Source organism: Methylobacterium brachiatum, from assembly GCF_020523825.1.
Classification (GTDB): Bacteria; Pseudomonadota; Alphaproteobacteria; order Rhizobiales; family Beijerinckiaceae; genus Methylobacterium; species Methylobacterium brachiatum.
The window spans coordinates 227744-244658 of the sequence record NZ_JAJALK010000001.1 but is presented as its reverse complement, the minus strand read 5'-3'; the positions used below and the strand labels follow the sequence as shown (position 1 = coordinate 244658).

At 69.9% G+C, this 16915-nt stretch carries 22 protein-coding genes; 7 read left to right on the top strand and 15 right to left on the bottom strand.

The window, feature by feature from the left end:
• Positions 1-9 precede the first annotated feature (9 nt).
• Positions 10-1206, bottom strand: coding sequence for a hypothetical protein (locus LGR69_RS01155; RefSeq protein ID WP_230364947.1), 1197 nt, complete (start codon positions 1204-1206; stop codon positions 10-12).
• A 460-nt stretch (positions 1207-1666) separates the two neighbouring features.
• Here LGR69_RS01155 and LGR69_RS01150 point away from each other — a divergent pair, with 460 nt between their 5' ends.
• Positions 1667-1921: a hypothetical protein gene (locus tag LGR69_RS01150; protein ID WP_230364946.1), complete on the top strand. Its 255-nt coding sequence runs from the start codon at positions 1667-1669 to the stop codon at positions 1919-1921.
• A gap of 44 nt (positions 1922-1965) precedes the next feature.
• Here the strand turns inward: LGR69_RS01150 and LGR69_RS01145 are convergent, their stop codons facing one another.
• The 8 genes from LGR69_RS01145 to LGR69_RS01110 form a co-directional block, all read right to left on the bottom strand.
• Complete coding sequence (locus LGR69_RS01145; RefSeq protein ID WP_007563829.1) at positions 1966-2166, bottom strand: hypothetical protein; 201 nt, start codon at positions 2164-2166, stop codon at positions 1966-1968.
• A gap of 74 nt (positions 2167-2240) precedes the next feature.
• The gene (locus tag LGR69_RS01140) at positions 2241-3413 is read right to left on the bottom strand and encodes an alpha/beta hydrolase family protein (protein WP_230364945.1); all 1173 of its coding nucleotides are present in this window, start codon (positions 3411-3413) and stop codon (positions 2241-2243) included.
• 89 nt (positions 3414-3502) lie between these two features.
• A complete protein-coding gene (locus LGR69_RS01135; RefSeq protein WP_007563825.1) occupies positions 3503-3703 on the bottom strand; it encodes a hypothetical protein in 201 nt (66 codons plus the stop codon).
• Positions 3704-3782: 79 nt separating this feature from the next.
• Entirely contained in the window at positions 3783-4238 is a 456-nt protein-coding gene (locus LGR69_RS01130; RefSeq protein ID WP_007563823.1) for a response regulator, read from the bottom strand.
• Positions 4239-4429: 191 nt separating this feature from the next.
• Positions 4430-5302 carry a dienelactone hydrolase family protein gene (locus tag LGR69_RS01125; protein ID WP_230364944.1) on the bottom strand — a complete coding sequence of 291 codons (873 nt, stop codon included), beginning with the start codon at positions 5300-5302 and terminating at the stop codon, positions 4430-4432.
• Positions 5303-5373: 71 nt separating this feature from the next.
• The gene (locus tag LGR69_RS01120; RefSeq protein ID WP_230364943.1) at positions 5374-5778 is read right to left on the bottom strand and encodes a hypothetical protein; all 405 of its coding nucleotides are present in this window, start codon (positions 5776-5778) and stop codon (positions 5374-5376) included.
• Positions 5779-5897: 119 nt separating this feature from the next.
• On the bottom strand, positions 5898-6392 hold the full coding sequence (locus tag LGR69_RS01115) for a DUF192 domain-containing protein (protein ID WP_230364942.1): 495 nt from the start codon (positions 6390-6392) through the stop codon (positions 5898-5900).
• Between the two features lie 140 nt (positions 6393-6532).
• A complete protein-coding gene (locus LGR69_RS01110) occupies positions 6533-7138 on the bottom strand; it encodes a cold-shock protein (protein WP_007563815.1) in 606 nt (201 codons plus the stop codon).
• 351 nt (positions 7139-7489) lie between these two features.
• Between LGR69_RS01110 and LGR69_RS01105 the strand changes: the two genes are divergently transcribed.
• Entirely contained in the window at positions 7490-8500 is a 1011-nt protein-coding gene (locus tag LGR69_RS01105; RefSeq protein WP_230364941.1) for a DUF1624 domain-containing protein, read from the top strand.
• Between the two features lie 342 nt (positions 8501-8842).
• Here LGR69_RS01105 and efp read toward each other — a convergent pair whose 3' ends face one another.
• Positions 8843-9409 carry an elongation factor P gene (efp, locus tag LGR69_RS01100; RefSeq protein ID WP_007563812.1) on the bottom strand — a complete coding sequence of 189 codons (567 nt, stop codon included), beginning with the start codon at positions 9407-9409 and terminating at the stop codon, positions 8843-8845.
• A 279-nt stretch (positions 9410-9688) separates the two neighbouring features.
• Between efp and epmA the strand changes: the two genes are divergently transcribed.
• The 5 genes from epmA to LGR69_RS01075 all read left to right on the top strand — a co-directional run bounded on the left by epmA (position 9689) and on the right by LGR69_RS01075 (position 14037).
• Complete coding sequence (gene epmA / locus LGR69_RS01095; protein ID WP_230364940.1) at positions 9689-10744, top strand: EF-P lysine aminoacylase EpmA; 1056 nt, start codon at positions 9689-9691, stop codon at positions 10742-10744.
• Positions 10741-11784, top strand: coding sequence for a lysine-2,3-aminomutase-like protein (locus LGR69_RS01090; protein WP_230364939.1), 1044 nt, complete (start codon positions 10741-10743; stop codon positions 11782-11784). The genes epmA and LGR69_RS01090 overlap by 4 nt, the downstream gene beginning before the upstream one ends.
• An 18-nt stretch (positions 11785-11802) precedes the next feature.
• On the top strand, positions 11803-12414 hold the full coding sequence (locus LGR69_RS01085) for a glutathione S-transferase family protein (RefSeq protein WP_230365207.1): 612 nt from the start codon (positions 11803-11805) through the stop codon (positions 12412-12414).
• 138 nt (positions 12415-12552) lie between these two features.
• Positions 12553-13200 (top strand): RraA family protein, encoded by a 648-nt coding sequence (locus tag LGR69_RS01080; protein ID WP_230364938.1) that lies wholly within the window; start codon positions 12553-12555, stop codon positions 13198-13200.
• A 9-nt stretch (positions 13201-13209) separates the two neighbouring features.
• On the top strand, positions 13210-14037 hold the full coding sequence (locus LGR69_RS01075; RefSeq protein ID WP_230364937.1) for a YdcF family protein: 828 nt from the start codon (positions 13210-13212) through the stop codon (positions 14035-14037).
• Here the strand turns inward: LGR69_RS01075 and LGR69_RS01070 are convergent.
• From LGR69_RS01070 to LGR69_RS01050, 5 genes are all read right to left on the bottom strand, one after another.
• On the bottom strand, positions 13974-14282 hold the full coding sequence (locus LGR69_RS01070; protein WP_122160923.1) for a DUF3253 domain-containing protein: 309 nt from the start codon (positions 14280-14282) through the stop codon (positions 13974-13976). The genes LGR69_RS01075 and LGR69_RS01070 overlap by 64 nt on opposite strands.
• The gene (locus LGR69_RS01065) at positions 14279-15040 is read right to left on the bottom strand and encodes a DUF599 domain-containing protein (protein ID WP_007563798.1); all 762 of its coding nucleotides are present in this window, start codon (positions 15038-15040) and stop codon (positions 14279-14281) included. Before LGR69_RS01065 ends, LGR69_RS01070 begins: the two co-directional genes overlap by 4 nt.
• A gap of 94 nt (positions 15041-15134) precedes the next feature.
• Positions 15135-15419: an acylphosphatase gene (locus tag LGR69_RS01060; RefSeq protein WP_230364936.1), complete on the bottom strand. Its 285-nt coding sequence runs from the start codon at positions 15417-15419 to the stop codon at positions 15135-15137.
• 51 nt (positions 15420-15470) lie between these two features.
• Positions 15471-16319 carry a formate/nitrite transporter family protein gene (locus tag LGR69_RS01055; RefSeq protein ID WP_007563794.1) on the bottom strand — a complete coding sequence of 283 codons (849 nt, stop codon included), beginning with the start codon at positions 16317-16319 and terminating at the stop codon, positions 15471-15473.
• A 144-nt stretch (positions 16320-16463) separates the two neighbouring features.
• The gene (locus LGR69_RS01050; RefSeq protein WP_230364935.1) at positions 16464-16895 is read right to left on the bottom strand and encodes a gamma-glutamylcyclotransferase family protein; all 432 of its coding nucleotides are present in this window, start codon (positions 16893-16895) and stop codon (positions 16464-16466) included.
• Between the last annotated feature and the right edge of the window lie 20 nt (positions 16896-16915).

The window sequence follows — 16915 nt, the reverse complement described above, 5'->3', positions numbered from 1 at the left end:
GGGGCGGCGCTATTTCGCAATCCAGCGTTCGTCGGCCCAGACCTCCCCGTGCAGTTCGGACGCCAAAGCATTGCCGATGGCCTGCTGCGCCGCCTCCGTGTTGAGATCGGAGGCGGTGCTGTCGTCCTCGCCTTCCGTATCGGCGCGGCCCGAGAGCAGGACCGGCTTCGGATCGGCGTCGACGAGCTTCGCATCGAGCGGTCGCAGCCGGATGTAGTATTTCGATGTGTCGCGGACGTCCTGCCAGACGAAGGCACGCAGCGTGATGGCCTCCTGGATCCCGACGGCGGCAAAGTCGGGCAGCGCCCTCCGGAACGCCACGCGGACCTCGCCCCGGTTGGGATCCTTCTCCGACGACACCGTCGACAGGCCCGGAATCGCCTTCTGCGCCGCCTTGCTCAGGATCGACGCGAAATCGGCCTCGTTCGGCTTCGCCTTGAGCCGGATCAGCAGCGCATGATCCAGCACCGTCCCGAACTCCGCGTTGGTGACGCCCGGGCCGGCCCGGACCTTGTCCAACAGGGCGGCGGAGCGGCTCGGATCGACCTCGATCGAGGCCGTCGCGCGTCCCGATCTCAACGTACTGCATTGGGGGATGAGGCCGACCGGATCGAGCCGTCCGCCCTCGGCGCGAACCGTCCGGATCAGATCGGTGAGGTTGGCGATCTTGACCGTCGCGAGGACCTTGCTCGGATCGGTGACGGAAGCACCATCGTCGGGATCCTCCTCCCCGGTCCCATCCGGTTGGGCGGTCGACGCCGTGGGATCCTCGTTCAGCGCGACGAGATCGGATTGCGCGATCCGGATCGTATGCCCGGGCAGGGTCAGGGTGCCCTCAAGGCCGAGAGAGTCCTTCTGCCCGGTGCGCTTCAACGCCACCGCCACCTGACGCCCGCCGGCGCTGACCCCCGAGCCCGACAGGGTCGAACCTTGCACCTGCAGCGGGATCGCCAGCCGGTCGAGCCTGAGGGACAGGCCGTCGGACGGAAAACAGACATCGAGACCCGATGCCGTGATTTGGTTGCCGCTCTGGGTGAGTTTCAGAACCCCGTCGATCTGGACCGAGGGGACACCGTCGATGGAGCCTTCCGAGAACGGGAGGAACTTCGAGACAGGCCGCGGCGCCGAAGGCTTCTTGCCGTCGCTCTGGGCGGCGGCCGTCCCGCATGCCAGCGAAAGAAGAAGTGCGGCCCCGATGCGTCTCATGCGATGCCCCTCAAGCTTATCGCTCCCATATTCCAACTTGGATGGCGCGGCAACTCGATTTTATACTGTCGTAAATGCTCAACAGGCGCGGACAAAAGCAATGTAACGCACCGCCATTAGCAACCTTGAGAGATCAGGCGGGACCCGCCGCCAGTAACGGCCAACGATAGCACCGGCTCCAGCCGCGTTTTCCATCCCGCCTCCGCTGCGGCGCACCGGATTGACTGCCCGTCTCGGGAGGCAGGCGTCGCACACAACGAAAAAACCCGCGCCGGCGAACCGGGCGGGCTGAAGGTGGATCGGATCGGGCGATCCCAATGCGCGGATCGTATCGCGACGGCACCGGGTGTCACCTCACAAGGGCGAGATGTCGTGCCAGGACGATCGGCAAGGCTGCGACCGCGAGCGGTCGTCATGGCGATTTCGGGAACCGCGGAACCGTCGGGCCGCTTGCTCCGCCATGCCCGAGACGAAGCCCCCGAAGAAGAAACGAGCGGCCAAGCCGAAGCCGGTCGAGAAAGCGCCCGCCAAGGTCGGCAAGGCCACGCAGCTGGCCGCGATCCAGGACCGCTACCGCCGAGCCCTGATCACCGCCCTCGATCACCCGCATCGCGCGCAAGGCGACCGGATCCGCGCGGCCCTCGCTGCCCTGCTGGCCGAGAAAGCCGCGCTCGGCGTGAAGGACGGCGAAGAGGCCGCCGAGGCGTCGGAATAGCGCCCGCAAGCGCGACACGGGGCTCGCCGGAGCGAGGCGCGCGGTCAGTCCAGCTGGCGATGTGGAGCCCGGCGATAGGCCACCCGGGCGGCGACCAGGGCGCCGCCGATCTGAAGGAAGCCGGATTCACCGAGATCCGGCGGCGCACCATGCGCCTGGATGAGCAACCGCGTCAGCGCGTTCAGCGCGAGCAGGGTCAGGCAGAAGGCCGCTGCGGCGAGCAGGCTGGCGACGAACTCGGGCATGGCATCATCCCCCGTGTCGAACACGGGCAGCGTAGCAAGCCCTGCGCCAGGGGGAAGCCCGCCCGGGGCGCCGATCAGCGCTTGCGGGTATTCGCCGCCGGCGTCCCGGCCTGGGCGGCGGGCGCCGCCAGCCGGGGCGTCTCGACCGAGAGCCGCTTCACGGGCCAGCCGTCGCTCCAGCGCTCCATGTCGGCGAGCCGCGGGTTGTTCTTCATCGCATTCGCGTCCGACCCCGCGAAGGCCGCGGCCGCCGCGATGTCGAACGTCTTCCAGAAGCCCAGATAGTCGAGCGCGTCGACGCGGGCGATGTTGATCTGGGAGACCAGGGTCTGCTGCTCGCCGGTGAGCGCCATGTCGGCCGACCAGCGGAACGGCGGCGGCTTGGGGGCATCCTTGGCCGTGTCCTTCGGCTCCGGTCCCGGCTTGATCGCGCCGCCGTCATAGGCCGCGTCGGTGCCGGCGGGCGCCGCGAGGGTGGCGGTGAGCGCCGGGAAGCCGTGGTCGTCCGAGAGCGCGCGGACGAACAGCTTGCGCTCGATCGGGACGGCGCTGGCCTCGCGCAGCAGACGCTTCGCGGCGAGATCGGCCGCGCGCGTGTCCTTGTCGCCGACCATGGTGATGAGCAGCGTCGACGGGTCGATGCTGGACAGCTCGCTGAGCGTGATGCCCCGCGATTTCGGGCCGCTGGCGATGCCGCCCGGCGCAGCCGCGAAGATCAGTTTCGGGACCGGCAGCCCCTGCTGCTTGGCACCGGCGGCCATGTCGAAGGCGATCGGCGCGCCGGCGAGATGACCGATCAGCGCGACCCGGGAGAGATCGGGCTTGGCGTCCGGATCGGAGGCGAGGTCGGCGAGCGCGGCCTTGACCAGGGTGTCCGCGATGCCGGGCGCGTCGGCCGGGCGGGTCCGGTTCACCTCCTGGAAGCGGGGATAGAGCACCAGCCAGCCCTGGCGGGTCAGGTGGTCGATCCAGCCGCCGTAGCTCTGCGGATTGACCACGCCCCAGCCGTGCAGGAACACCGCCACGGGCCGGCCGGCCTCGGGCGCTGCGCCGCCCGCGTGGAACGCGAAGGTGGTCGCGGTCCCGCGCCCGAGCAGGCGCTTCACGATCGTCGCCTTGCGGTCGCCGACGCCGCCGGGGCCCTCGGCCGGCTGCGCCGGCGGTGTGGCGGCCTGCGCGCCGGTGATCCCGGCCAGCGCCAGGATCAGGCCGGCAGCGAGCGAACCGCGAAGAACGTTGAGACGCATGAGGGGCTCGGCTGAGAGACGCGATGCGCCGGCAGGTCAGGGCCCGCTGAATAGCAGATTCCCTCGCCTTGGCGACTCGCCCGGGTCGCTCAGCCGGCGAAGGTCGGCTGCGCCACGTGTCCGTCGAGCCGCATCGCCAAAGCCAGGATCTCGGCGGGCACGTCGTCGGTCGCGGACTCGTAGTGGATGCGCAGCTCATCGGTCACGCTATCGACGACGCGGATCGCGTTCCGGTCGTCCGAGAGGTTCCGTCGCAGAGAATCGGCGTGGTTGGCAGCCACGATGCGCATGATTGTCTTCGGGGTTGTTGGCGTTGCAGGGATTCGGGCGTCGCGCGCCCTTGAAGTGCCGTACAACCCGGAGTTGGCCTCAGGTTTCCAGGCCCGGCGTAATTAATTTACCACCCGGCCCGATCACCGCAGGACCCGTCGTCCCCGAGGGGCGACCCGCCGCCTGCTCGACCCAGGCCAGGATATCCTCGGCACGCCACGGCTTCGGGATGAAGGTCGCCGACATGCGCAGGTCGCTCGGCTGGTCGCCGGCATCCCCGGAGGTGAGCAGCACCCGGACCCGCGGCCAGGTCACGCCGATGATCCGCGCCAGCTCGAAGCCGCCGATCGGGCCGGGCGTCCGCACGTCGGAGAACACGACGCTGACTTCGTCGGCCCGGTCGTTGAGGATGGCGAGCGCCCGGTCGGCGGTCTCGGCCTCGATCACCGTGAAGCCGGTATCCTCCAGGAGCGTGGCCGCGAGGAAGCGCTCGTCGGGTTGGTCCTCCACGACGAGGATCACGGGCTTCTGTCCGGGCTGTACCGAATCGCTCATGGGCCGGGACACTCTACAGGGGCTGAACGGCGGTCGCGACGATCGGTTCAATGCCCCGGTCGTGACGATCGGCCGGACCCGCGCGGGCACAGATCCACCCGCGACCCTTGCATATTCGACAAGTTGTGGCCGTGTCCCGGGAAGCACAGCCACCCGAGAACATCCTGACAAGACCGGCGAGAGCCCCTGAATCAGCCGACGCCGTGGGCTTTCAGGAAGGCAAGCGCGCGGTTCCAGCCATCCTCGGCCGGCTCCTTGCGGTAGCTCGGCCGGTAATCCGCATGGAAACCGTGCGGCGCATCCGGATAGATCACCAGTTCGACGGTCATGCCGGCTTCCTTCGCCTTGTCGCGGGCTTCCTCCACCGAGGCCGGCGGAATGCCGGTATCGGCGCCGCCGTAGAGCGCGAGCAGCGGGGCGTGGATCTCGGCCGCGACATCCCCGGCTGTGCGCGGCTGGATGTCGGTCCGCTCGCCCCCGATCGGGCCATACCAGGCCACCGCCGCCTTCAGGTCGCGACGATGCGCCGCGTAGAGCCAGGCAGCGCGGCCGCCTCGGCACCAGCCCATAACGCCGAGCCGGGCGGGATCGCCCTTGGCCGCGGAAGCCGCCCAGGCCGCGGTGGCGTCGAGATCGCCGATCCACTGCGCGTCCGGCGTCTTGGAGATGACGTCCCGGATGATGATTTTGGGATCGGTCATGGTCGAGAGATCGCCCTGCCGGGCGTAGAGCTCGGGGGCGACCGCGCAGTAGCCGGCCTTGGCCAGGCGTCGGCAGATGTCCTTGATATAGTCGTGGACCCCGAAAATCTCCTCGATCACCAGCACGATCGGGAACGGGCCGGCGCCCTCTGGGACCGCCCGGTAGGCCGGCATCGGGCCGTCGGCAGCGGGGATCTTCACCTCCCCGGCCTCGATCCCGGTGGCATCGGTGTGGATCACCTGCGCCTCGACGCGGGTCGTTGCGACGGTCAGGCCGCTGATCAGGCTGGTCATCACGAAGCCGCGTCGCGACAGCGGTGACGTGATCAGGCCGTCCAGCCCGGCATTATCAGCATTCGCCATGATCATCTCTCCCGCATTCTCGCGAAGAGGGCTATCCGGCGAAGACGGCCGCGGTCAAATGACCGGACGGATCAGGCGCCGGCCGCGGCCAGCGCGCGCGCCGGAGCCCGGGCGGCGACCCGGACCGTCTCCGGGGCGGTGCGAGGCCTCAGCACGTCGGCCAGGGTGACGAACGTGTCCGGTGCCGGCGCCTCGACGGCCCGGATACCGTAGCCCAGCGCGAAGGAGCGGGTGAGGCCGGCATCGCGGGCGATGCCGAACTGTGCCAGCGCGTTCAGGAACGCCTCGCGGAACAGGCTGGGCCGGCACCAGCTCTTCTCCGCCATCTGGAGCGGCCATTCCCAAAGGCCCTCGGCCCGGCGCGCAGCCACGGCGTCCCGGCCGATGAAATAGCCCGTCCCCCGGTGCTCGAGCCCGTCGGCGCTCACCGACCAATCGTCATTGCCGAACAGCTCGGCATCGGCCACGTCGCTCATCGGGTCCTCCGCGCTGTGCCGGCATTCCGAAGCACCGGAACAATGCCGGAACATTGGCGCGGAACATCGCAGCGGTCAAGGCGATTGTTCCCGCTGCGTTCGCGAAAGGGCCCGTCGACTCAACGCCCCTTGAACAAAGGGTGCTCGACCCGGTCGCCCGACTGGATGCCCAGCTTGGCCGCGGTGCCGGCATTGAGCTCCAGGACGGCCGAGACCGGGCCGCCGGACGCTATGATCGCCGTCGACAGCGGCTCGGTATCGGCCGCGATCCGGCTCACGGTGCCGTCCTTGCGGATGAACAGCATGTCGAGCGGCAGGTAGGTGTTCTTCATCCACATCGTCACGGGCTCGCTGCGCTCGAAATCGAACAGCATGCCGTGATCGGGCGCCATGTGGCGGCGGAACATCAATCCCCGGGTGCGCCCGGCATCGTCGCGCATCACCTCGACGTCGAACCGCTTTGGACCGGCCTTGGTGACGATGGTGAGCGGCTCGGTCTTGGCGGCGCTCTCGCGTGCCGCCTCCTGGGCGATTGCGGGACGGAGGGGCGCGGACGCGGTCAGGACCAGGCAGGCGATCGTGGCCGCCTGCGCGGCACGGGTCAGGATTCTCACGGGCACTGGCCTCTCGGGAAACGCGATTGCGGACGGGGACATCCGCCGCGGGTGCAGATAGCGCATCGCGCCCGGAGCGGGGGACCGGCTTTTGCGAAAAAGACGAGGCCACCCGATCGGCGCGGGTTCGCGGCGCGCCGTCAGTGCGAGGTCGGCAGCGCGTCGTCGATCAGGCGGATCTCGGCGGCCATCACGCCCTTGGAGCCGTCCCCGTAGCGCACCAGCACCGCGTCGCCGGGCTTCAATTCGGCGATGCCGTAGCGGCGCAGGGTCTCCATGTGCACGAAGATATCGGGCGTGCCGTCGCCACGGGTGAGGAAGCCGAATCCGCGCAGCCGGTTGAACCACTTCACCACCGCGGTCTCGAGGCCGCTGGTCGGGGTTACCGAGACATGGGTGCGCGGCATCGGCATCTCGGAGGGATGCAGGGCCGCCGACTGGTCGAGCGAGAGAACCCGGAATGCCTGCCAGCCCCGCGGCCGCTCCACCGCCTCCACGACGATGCGGGCACCCTCGCTGGCGGCCTGGAAGCCGTCGCGCCGCAGGCAGGTGACGTGCAGCAGGATGTCGGGGGCGCCGTCATCGGGCACGATGAAGCCGAAGCCCTTCGACACGTCGAACCACTTGATGCGGCCGGAGACCTCGACGAGGTCGAGCGCCTCGTCGTCGCCCGGCGCCCCGTCGGCGGTCCGGGCATCCTCGATCCGACTGGGGTTCTGCGGCCCGGAAGCGCGTTCGTCAGACATGGCCGAGCAACCTACACCGAATCACGCCGCGCGCTCTCGCAGCAAGATTAACGAAGTCCTGATTCCCGGAAAGCCCATATGACCGGCATCGGAGCCATCCCGAGTTGCAATCTTGCCCGGGGGAGGCAGGCTCGCAACAGTCGATCGGTCGCAGGGGGAGCGGGGTTACGACGTTTTCACGCCGATGGAGCCGTTTGGATTTCCTCAGCCACGCCGTCCAGTCAGGTTTTCGCGACCGGCCCGGACGCCCCTTCACGTTTTCGAGAGCTCTCGGGAATGCCGCCCGGCGCCACCATGGCGCCGACGCCCCCCGGTGGCGTCCCGGGCTCCGGCGTGGTTTGAGCCCTCGCCATGGTGTCAGCTGTTCTCCGCTCCGAGCCGTCACACGCCGCCCCGAACGCCGCGCGGGCCCGATACCCGATCATCGACGCGGTTCGGGGGGGCGCCCTGCTCGCGATGGCGAGCTACCATTCGCTGTGGGACGTCGGATATCTCCGGCTGACCGCCGAGAACTACGCCCTGACGCCGACCGGGCATCGCGCGGCCGAGGCGATCGCCGGCACGTTCCTGACGCTGGTCGGCGTCGGGCTGGTGCTGATGAACGGGCGCGGCATCCGCCTGCGCCCGACCCTGATGCGGCTCGCACGGATCGGCGGGGCGGCCCTGCTGGTCACGATCGGGACCTGGTTCGCCTTCCCGGATTCCTACGTGTTCTTCGGGATCCTGCACTGTATCGCCGTGTCGAGCGTGCTGGGCCTGCCGTTCCTGTTCCTGCCGGTTCCGGTGACGGCCCTGGCCGCGGCCGCGATCTTCGCCGCCCCCGTCCTGGTGCATGCGCCGGTGCTCGACGCGCCGGTCCTGTACTTCCTCGGGCTCGGTGCCGGGACGCCGCGGACCAACGACTACGTGCCGCTGTTCCCGTGGTTCGGCTTCGTCGTGACGGGGATCTTAGTCGGGCGGCTCGGCCTGCCCTGGCTGGCGCGCTCGCGCCTGGGCGCCTGGGCGCCGCGCTCGGCGTTGGGCCGCGTCGCAGCCTTCGCGGGACGCCACAGCCTCGTCGTCTATCTCGTCCACCAGCCGGTGCTACTGGCGCTGTTCACCGGCCTCGTCGCCCTGACCGGACCGAACCCCCGCGCGGGGGTGCGGGCCTTCCGCGCCGATTACGTCACGATCTGCACCCGCACCGGCGGCGAGCCACCGCTCTGCCGAATCGCGGCCCGCTGCACCTCGGACGCGCTGATCCAAGAGGATCTTTTCCGGGAGGATGGACGGCCCTTCAGCCCGCAGGAGCGGCTGCGGGCGCAGGCCGTGTCCCAGGGCTGCTACGGGGCGATCGAGGCGGCGTCTCGAGCGCCGCGGTGAAGGAGGGGTTTGCGTCGCCTTCCTTCATCCACGCCCTCATCCTGACTTGCGAGGGCAGCGTGCCGCGAAGGAGGTCTTCAGGCCGCTCGCGATGCTTGGAGGCGTCCTTCGAGGCCTCCGCGTCGCTCCGGCAGCTGAGAGGCTGTGAGTAGTCCAATCCGTCGAGGATGGAGCGTGACAGGCCCCCTCTCCCGTGCGGGAGAGGGGACCCGCGCTTCGTCCTAGCCATCCAGGCCCGCCTGTCGATCGAAAGCCTCACAGACCGTCAGGCTGAGAGCGCGGGTGGGATGGAGTTTCCCGCCCGCGCGACTGTCGTCCCGCGGCGAGAAACCCCCAAAAAAATCAGTCTTTGGCGCGCTCGACGTAGGCGCCGTCGGCCGTCATCACGACGACGCGGGTGCCGGCGGCGATGTGCGGCGGGACGGTGGTGCGCACTCCGTTCGAGAGCGTGGCCGGCTTGTAAGACGAGGAGGCGGTCTGGCCTTTGAGCACCGGCTCGGTCTCGGCGACCTCCAGCGTCACCCGCTGGGGCAGCTCGATGGTCAGCGGCACGCCGTTATGGCTCGACAGCATCACGGCCATGCCCTCCTGGAGATAGGGGGCGGCGTCGCCGACCACGTCGGCCGGCACGGCGACCTGCTCGTAGCTCTCGGGATTCATGAAGTGGAACCCTTCGCCGTCGCTGTACAGGAAGGTGTGCTCGCGATCCTCCACGAAGGCCCGCTCGACCTGCTCGGTGGTGCGGTAGCGCTCGGACACCTTCACGCCGTCCGTGATGCGGCGCATGTCGAGCTGGGTCACCGGGGTGCCCTTGCCGGGGTGGATGTTCTCGGCGAACAGGATCACGTAGAGCTTGCCGTCCTTCTCGACGACGTTGCCCTTACGGAGCGTTGAGGCGATCACCTTCACGGAATTAGGTCCTGCATTGACAAGGCGGGTCGGCACGCGCCAAGCGCGTGCACGGGATCTAGGCCCCGGCACTATCGCATCTGCGGCGCCGTTGCCAGCGGGCGGGCCTCAACCGAAGCGCGTGGGCTCGATGCGCGCGCCTCCCAATCCGGGGAACCCGTGGCCCGTTCGGAGGCCCGGACATCGTGAGGCCCGACCGGGAGCCTGTCAGGATCGTGCGATGACGACTCCGAGGATTGCCTTGCCCGGCCGAGACCGCCCCCGCCCGGGGATCGGGCTTTGAACGGCGCGCCCTCGCCCTGGTGGACGCCCGGTCGCCACGCCGACCGGCGGCCGCGGCTGCTCCTGCGCAACCGCATCCTGGCCGCCTTCCGGGCCTGGTTCGCCGCGCGCGACTTCGTCGAGGCCGAGACCGCCTGCCTGCAGGTCTCCCCGGGCAACGAGGCGCATCTCTCGGCCTTCGCCACCGCGGCGATCGGCGCGAGCGGGGCGCGGACACCGCTCTACCTGCACACCTCGCCGGAATTCGCCTGCAAGAAGCTCCTGGCGGCCGGTGAGACGCGGCTGCTCAGCGTCGCCCGGGTGTTTCGCAACCGCGAGCGCGGCCCGCTGCACCATCCGGAATTCACCATGCTGGAATGGTACCGCGCCGGGGTACCCTATACCGACCTGATGGCCGATTGCGCCGATCTGCTCGCGCTGGCCGCCGAGACCGCCGGCACCCGCCGCTTCCGCTATCGCGACCGGGAGGCCGACCCGTTCGCCGAGCCGGAGCGCCTGACCCTCGCCGAGGCCTTCACGCGCTTTGCCGGCATCGACCTGTTGGCCACGATCTCGCCCACCGGGGAGACCGACCGCGACGGGCTCGCTGCCGCGGTGTCGGAGGCCGGCCTCCGGGTCGCGCCGGATGACACCTGGGCCGATCTGTTTTCCCGTGTGCTGGTGGCGCGGGTCGAGCCGCATCTCGGCATCGGGCGCCCGACCATCCTGTGCGAGTACCCGATCAGCGAGGCCGCCCTCGCTAGGCCCGCCCCGGACGATCCGCGAGTGGCCGAACGGTTCGAGCTCTATGCGTGCGGGGTCGAACTCGCCAATGCCTTCGGCGAATTGACCGATCCCGCTTCCCTCCGCCGGCGCTTCGCCGGAGAGATGGCGGAGAAGCTGCGCGTCTACGGAGAGACGTACCCGATCGACGAGGATTTCTTCGCCGCGCTGGCGGTGATGCCCGACGCCTCCGGGATCGCCCTCGGCTTCGACCGCCTCGCCATGCTGGCCTGCGGAGCGAACCGGATCGACGACGTCCTCTGGACCCCGGTCGCGGAGACCCTGCCGTGAACCGCACCCTGCGCAACGCCGCCGACCTCGCCGCCGCCGGCCTGCTCTCCGGCCCGGAGGCAGACGCCCTGCACGCTGTGCTGTCGCGCTACGCCGTCTCGGTCACGCCGGACATGGCCGAGCTGATCGATCTGGCCGATCCGGCCGATCCGATCGCCCGCCAATTCGTGCCGCAGGGTGCGGAGACCGTGGTCGCCCCGGAGGAACGGGCCGACCCGATCGGCGATGCGGCGCACGCGCCGGTGGTAGGCATCGTCCACCGCTACCCCGACCGGGTGCTGCTGAAGCCGCTGCACATCTGCCCGGTCTATTGCCGCTTCTGCTTCCGGCGCGAGATGGTCGGGCCGGACGGCCTCGGCTCGCTGACCGAGGCCGAGCTCGACGGCGCGCTGGCCTACATCGCGCAGGATCCGCGGATCTGGGAGGTGGTGCTCACCGGCGGCGACCCGTTCGCGCTCTCCGCCCGGCGCCTCGGCGCCATCGCCGAGCGCCTGTCGGCCATCGAGCACGTCCGGGTGATGCGGATCCACACCCGCGTGCCGGTGGTGAAGCCCGATCTCGTCGACGCTGATCTGGTGACGGCGCTCAAGCGCTTCGGCCGGGCGGTGTTCGTCGCCCTGCACGCCAATCACCCGCGCGAATTCGCGCCGGCGGCCCGCGCCGCCTGTGCCCGGCTGGTGGATGCCGGCATCCCGATGGTCAGCCAATCTGTCCTGCTGCGCGGCATCAACGACGACCCCGCGACCCTCGAGGCGCTGATGCGGGCCTTCGTCGAGAATCGGATCAAGCCCTATTACCTCCATCACGGCGACCTCGCCCCGGGGACTGGCCATCTGCGCACGAGCCTGACCGAGGGGCAGGCGCTCATGCGCGCCCTGCGCGGGCGCCTCTCCGGGCTCGCGCAGCCGACCTACGTGCTCGACATCCCCGGCGGCCACGGCAAAGTGCCGGTCGGGCCGGGCTACCTGCGCGACGCGGACGGCGAGACGCGGGTGACCGATCCCAACGGGTGTGAGCACGCCTACCCGCCGAAGGCGTAGCGGAGACGGTTCGTGACGATGCGTAAACTCTGGGGCCGGCTCACCTCGGTCAACGTGCAGAAGGCAGTCTGGGCGCTGGACGAGGCCGGCCTCGCCTATGAGCGGATCGATGCCGGCGGTGCGCACGGCGTCGTCCACGATCCCGCCTATCGCGCCATGAACCCGAACGGGCTGGTCCCGACCCTGGAGGAGGACGGGTTCGTCCTCTGGGAATCGAACGCCATCCTCCGCTACGTCGCGGCGATGGCTCCGTCGCTCACTTCGCCTGCCGATCCGCGGGCGCGCGCCCATATCGAGCAATGGCTCGATTGGCAGGCCACCTCCTTCACGCCCGCGATGCGGGACGCGTTCTGGCAGCTCTACCGGTCGGCCAATCCGGACCGCGCCGTGATCGACGCTTCGGTGAAGCGCACGGAGGCGTTTGCCGCCATCCTGGACGCGCATCTGACGGGTCGGGACTACGCAATCGGCGGTGGTTTCAGCATCGCCGACATCGCCCTCGGCTGCGCGGCGCATCGCTGGCTGAACCTGCCGGCCGAGCGCATCGAGCGGCCGGCCCTGCGTCGCTGGTACGACCGGCTCGCGGCCCGGCCCGGGGCGGCGCGGGCTTTGGGCGAGCCGATCTCCTGAGTTCGCGAACTTATCCCCGGACGCTGGCGAGCATCTTTCGGGGCGAGGCGGCAAGCGCGGCCTTGTCGGCGGGCCCGGGCGATCCACCTTGAGCCAACTCGCCGATCCGTCCGGCGCCCGCCTTTCCCGGAGCCTCTGATGGCGATCGATCCGACCCTGCGCGACGCGCTCTCCGCCGTGACTCCGGCCAGCCTGGCCCGGGCCTTGTCACGCGCGGGTGTGAAGGCGTTCAGCCCGCGCGGTCTGACTGGCCCCGGCGAGAGCGCCATCGGCCCGGCCTACACGATGCGGATGGTCCCGGCCCGCAACGACGCGGCCGGTGACCTCGCTGCCGCCATCGATGCGGTCCCGGAAGGTGCCATCCTGGTGATCGACGCCGCCCGTTCCGGCCTTGCCCTCCCCTTCGGTTCAATCGTGGCGGCGCGGCTCGCGCAGCGCAGTGTCGCCGGCCTCGTCACCGACGGCGCCCTTCCGGAGGCGGTCGGTCTGCCGGTCTGGTCGGCGCCGGAGGCCGGGAGCGAGACGCTGGCCCTGGTCGGCACCCAGGAACGGGTCTCCTGCGGGGGCGCCGCGATCCATCCCGGCGACATCGTCGTCTGCGGATCCGGCGGGATCGTCGCGCTGCCGGCCGAGCTCGCCGAGCGCATCGCCCTCGAAGCCGTCGAGCAGCAGCGCCTGGATCTCTGGATTCAGCGCGAGGTCGAGAGGGGCGAGAGCCTCGCCAGCCTGCTGCCGCCGGACGCCGCCGCCCTGGCCCGGTTCGAGGCCGAGACAAAGCCGGCCTGAGGCGGCCCGGTGTTCTTCCCGCTCTCGAAGGTGGTCTATTTTCTGATCACCCCGTCGAACCTGTTCATCTTTTCGGCACTTGCCGGGTTCGTCATCCTGGCTGCGACGCGCCTGCGCCGAACCGGCCTCGCGCTCGCCGCGCTCGGGCTGCTGGGACTGGCCGTCGGCGGTTTGACCCCCGTATCGGAGATCGCCCTCCTGCCGCTGGAGGAGCGGTTTCCGCCCTACCCGGAGGATGGGCCGGCTCCCGCGGGCATCATCGTGCTCGGCGGCGGCATCGAGGCCGGGCTGTCCGAGGCGCGCGATCAGGTGCTCGGCAACGATGCCGGCGAGCGGCCGGTCTACCTCGCCCACCTGGCGCGCCGGTTTCCGCAGGCCCGGCTCGTCTTCTCCGGCGGAAGCGGCTTCGTCGGCGGCGGCATTGCGGAGGCCGATATCATCAGCCGCCATGCCGACGTCCTCGGCCTGCCCCGCACCCGGCTGATCCTCGAGAACCGGTCACGCAACACCCAGGAGAATGCCGCGTTTACCGCCGCTCTGGCCCAGCCGAAGCCGGGCGAGCGCTGGCTGCTGATCACCTCGGCCTGGCACATGCCCCGCGCGATCGGCTGCTTCCGGGAGGCCGGCTTCACGGTCGACGCCTTCCCGGTCGATTACCGAACCCGCGGCTGGGGCGATGCCGCCCGGTTCCACGGATTCGCCTCGGACGGGCTCCTCCAGCTCGATCTCGCGGTGAAGGAGTGGATCGGCCTCGTGGTCTACCGGCTCGCCGGCTACACGCCGGATTGGCTGCCCGGGCCAGAACCGGTCGCTTCGCCCGGCAGCGTCAGCCGGTAGATTCCGCGGAAATCGTCCGGATCGACCGGCTTGCCCTTGCGCAGGATCGCGACCCGGCCGGCATGGGCGAGCCGCACCGCGACCCGCCGCACCGGCTGCATCAGCGGTCCCCATCCGTCCGGGTGCGGGCCGCCCAAGGCGCGGGCGACCTCCGACGGGCAGATGGTCTTGCCGGCGCCGCGCTCGGCCACCAGCCCGAGGAGAGTCTCCTCGATCGCCGCCTCGTCCGCCTTGGTCGTATTCATGTCCGTGCCTCCTCGGCGGGGGCCAGGAGCGGTCCCTCGTGCGGCCCCTCACCGGCCTCCAGCAGCGCCTTGCGGATCTCCGAGGCGAACTGTCGACGCCACATGATGACGACCACCGCACTTGTCGAGGCGATCAGCACATACGGACTCACGAACCAGCCCAGATAGGCCAGCGCGAAGAAGAAGGCGCGCTGGCCGCGGGCGAAGTGCCGGCCGGCGCTGACATTCATCGCCGCGAGCCGGCGGACCGCCCGCATCACCTCGGTGTCGCTCACGCCCGAGCCCTTCGGCGGCACGGCGCCCAGCAGGATCGCCGCATAATTGAACAGCCGGTAGGCCCAGGCGAATTTGAAGAAGGCGTAGACGAACACCACCGCGAGGCCAGCGACCTTCAGCTCCCAGGTCGTGCGGTTCGCCACCGTCCCGAACGGAAGGGTCGCGAACAGGTTGAGCACGTCGTCGCCGGAGCGCGACAGGGTCAGCACCGAGCCCAGTGCGATCAGCGAGGTCGAGGCGAAGAAGGCGGTGCCGTTCTGGAGGGAGGCGTTGATCTGCGTGTCGACGACCCGGTTCTCGCGCCCGATGATCTGCCGGGCCCAGTTCGACCGGTGCACGTTCATGATCTGGCTGAGCGAGATCATGCGCCCGCGCAGGCGGCCGACCGACAGGCCGTACGCGACCCAGGCGACGATGAAATAGGCCAGCGCCCCGAGATCGAGGGGCGAGAAGGCGGCACTGCCTGCGGTCAGGTCTGTCATGGTCTCGGAGTGCCGGGGATCGGAACCGGTAGCGGCCCGAGGCCATACCAGTCCCGTTCGCCCCGCAGAACCCGTCCTGCCTCTCGCGACGGCCTCAGCCGCGCAGGATCTCGAACCGGCCCGTCTCCGGAGCCTCGCCGCCCTCGCGCAGAGTGACGTCGGTGACCCGGGCCGCCGGCGGCCCGGACCGGCACAGGGCCACCATGTGGTCGACGGCCTCGGGCGGACCGCTGAACAGCGCCTCGACAGAGCCGTCGTCCCGGTTGCGCACGTAGCCGGACAGGCCCCGGGCGCGGGCTTCGGCCTGGGTCCAGGCCCGGTAGGAAACGCCCTGGACCCGCCCCTTGACGATCACGGAGACGGTACGCGTCGCGCTCATCGGATCGGCACCGTCCCCAAAGGCCCGTGCGGAAGCACGGGCCGCTCAACCTCACTCGGCCGCCATCGGACGACGGACGCCGGCACCGATTGGGGCCGAGCGCGTCTCACCCGTGCGGACATGGGTCGAGTAGAGCATCAGCCCGGTGAAGGCGAGACCGCCGACGATGTTGCCGAGCAGCGTCGGGATCTCGTTCCACAGCAGGTAATCCATGACGGTCAGGTGGCCGCCCATGAGGATCGCCGACGGGAACAGGAACATGTTCACGACCGAATGCTCGAAGGTCATGAAGAAGAACACCGTGATCGGCATCCACATCGCGATCACCTTGCCGGGGACCGAGGTGGACAGCATCGCGCCGATGACGCCGGTGGAGACCATCCAGTTGCACATCATGGCGCGCACGAAGAGGGTCAGCATGCCGGCCGCGCCGTACTTCTCGTAGCCGAGGGTGCGCGCCTCGCCGATACCGGCGATCGCCTTGCCGACGGCGTTCGGCTCGGTGGCGAAGCCGAAGGTGAACACGATCGCCATCATCAGGGCGGTGGTGAGGGCACCGGCGAAGTTCCCAAAGAACACGAGCGTCCAGTTGCGGGCGATGCCGGCCACGGTGACGCCGGGGCGCTTGTCGATCAGGGCGAGGGGCGTGAGCACGCAGACGCCGGTGAAGAGGTCGTAGCCCAGCAGGTACAGCATCGAGAAGCCGACCGGGAACAGCAGCGCCCCGACGAGGGGTTGGCCGGTGGTCTGGTTAATGGTCACCGCGAAAGCCGCGGCGAGCGCCAGGATCGCGCCGGCCATGTAGGCCCGGATGAACGTGTCTTTGGTGGCCATGAAGACCTTCGACTCGCCGGCATCGACGGCCTTCTTCACGAAATCGGCGGGCGCCAGATAGGACATGCGAACCTCTCCCTCGCACGCGGCCGCCGATCGCCGTTGACCGAATGGCACGCTGCGCAAACATCACAGCTGGCCGAGGCGCATGATGGTGTCGCCGCCCCGGTCGATCGCGAGCAAGCAGGTTGCGTACCAATTGCCGGATGGTCAGGCGGGCGGGCCGCGCATCCAGGTCCTGAGTTCGCGAATATAGGCGGGCGGCAGCTGCGCGGCATGCGCCGCCGCGACCACGGATTCGAGGTAGCCCGGACGCGGCCGGCCGGGCGCGGTGGACCGGCCGAGATAGATCAGCGCACGCTTGACCCCGCCGGCCGTCGTCACCGGCAATGTCGCCTTGGTGTAGAGGCCGCCGGCCACGCCCTCGTAGCGATCGAGGGCCGGAATATCGTCGCGCGCCAGCTCCCACAGGACACCGTGAACAGCCCGGCCAGGATCGCGCAGCACCGAGGCATAGCCCTCGCGCATGATGATGAAACGGTGCGCCGGCAGCCGCCCGCCGCCGATCAGCCGCGAGACCGGGCAACGCAGGGCCATCGCGGCGGCATCCATGTTCGCGCCGTAGGCGAAGTAGAGGGGCATGCTCTCTGTAGACGCGTCCG

Bases quoted from the DNA above. Each gene is read 5' to 3' on its own strand.
- LGR69_RS01155 (WP_230364947.1), bottom strand. From the start codon at position 1,206: ATGAGACGCATCGGGGCCGCACTTCTTCTTTCGCTGGCATGCGGGACG.
- LGR69_RS01150 (WP_230364946.1), top strand. From the start codon at position 1,667: ATGCCCGAGACGAAGCCCCCGAAGAAGAAACGAGCGGCCAAGCCGAAG.
- LGR69_RS01145 (WP_007563829.1), bottom strand. From the start codon at position 2,166: ATGCCCGAGTTCGTCGCCAGCCTGCTCGCCGCAGCGGCCTTCTGCCTG.
- LGR69_RS01140 (WP_230364945.1), bottom strand. From the start codon at position 3,413: ATGCGTCTCAACGTTCTTCGCGGTTCGCTCGCTGCCGGCCTGATCCTG.
- LGR69_RS01135 (WP_007563825.1), bottom strand. From the start codon at position 3,703: ATGCGCATCGTGGCTGCCAACCACGCCGATTCTCTGCGACGGAACCTC.
- LGR69_RS01130 (WP_007563823.1), bottom strand. From the start codon at position 4,238: ATGAGCGATTCGGTACAGCCCGGACAGAAGCCCGTGATCCTCGTCGTG.
- LGR69_RS01125 (WP_230364944.1), bottom strand. From the start codon at position 5,302: ATGGCGAATGCTGATAATGCCGGGCTGGACGGCCTGATCACGTCACCG.
- LGR69_RS01120 (WP_230364943.1), bottom strand. From the start codon at position 5,778: ATGAGCGACGTGGCCGATGCCGAGCTGTTCGGCAATGACGATTGGTCG.
- LGR69_RS01110 (WP_007563815.1), bottom strand. From the start codon at position 7,138: ATGTCTGACGAACGCGCTTCCGGGCCGCAGAACCCCAGTCGGATCGAG.
- LGR69_RS01105 (WP_230364941.1), top strand. From the start codon at position 7,490: ATGGTGTCAGCTGTTCTCCGCTCCGAGCCGTCACACGCCGCCCCGAAC.
- LGR69_RS01085 (WP_230365207.1), top strand. From the start codon at position 11,803: ATGCGTAAACTCTGGGGCCGGCTCACCTCGGTCAACGTGCAGAAGGCA.
- LGR69_RS01080 (WP_230364938.1), top strand. From the start codon at position 12,553: ATGGCGATCGATCCGACCCTGCGCGACGCGCTCTCCGCCGTGACTCCG.
- LGR69_RS01070 (WP_122160923.1), bottom strand. From the start codon at position 14,282: ATGAATACGACCAAGGCGGACGAGGCGGCGATCGAGGAGACTCTCCTC.
- LGR69_RS01065 (WP_007563798.1), bottom strand. From the start codon at position 15,040: ATGACAGACCTGACCGCAGGCAGTGCCGCCTTCTCGCCCCTCGATCTC.
- LGR69_RS01060 (WP_230364936.1), bottom strand. From the start codon at position 15,419: ATGAGCGCGACGCGTACCGTCTCCGTGATCGTCAAGGGGCGGGTCCAG.
- LGR69_RS01055 (WP_007563794.1), bottom strand. From the start codon at position 16,319: ATGTCCTATCTGGCGCCCGCCGATTTCGTGAAGAAGGCCGTCGATGCC.
- LGR69_RS01050 (WP_230364935.1), bottom strand. From the start codon at position 16,895: ATGCCCCTCTACTTCGCCTACGGCGCGAACATGGATGCCGCCGCGATG.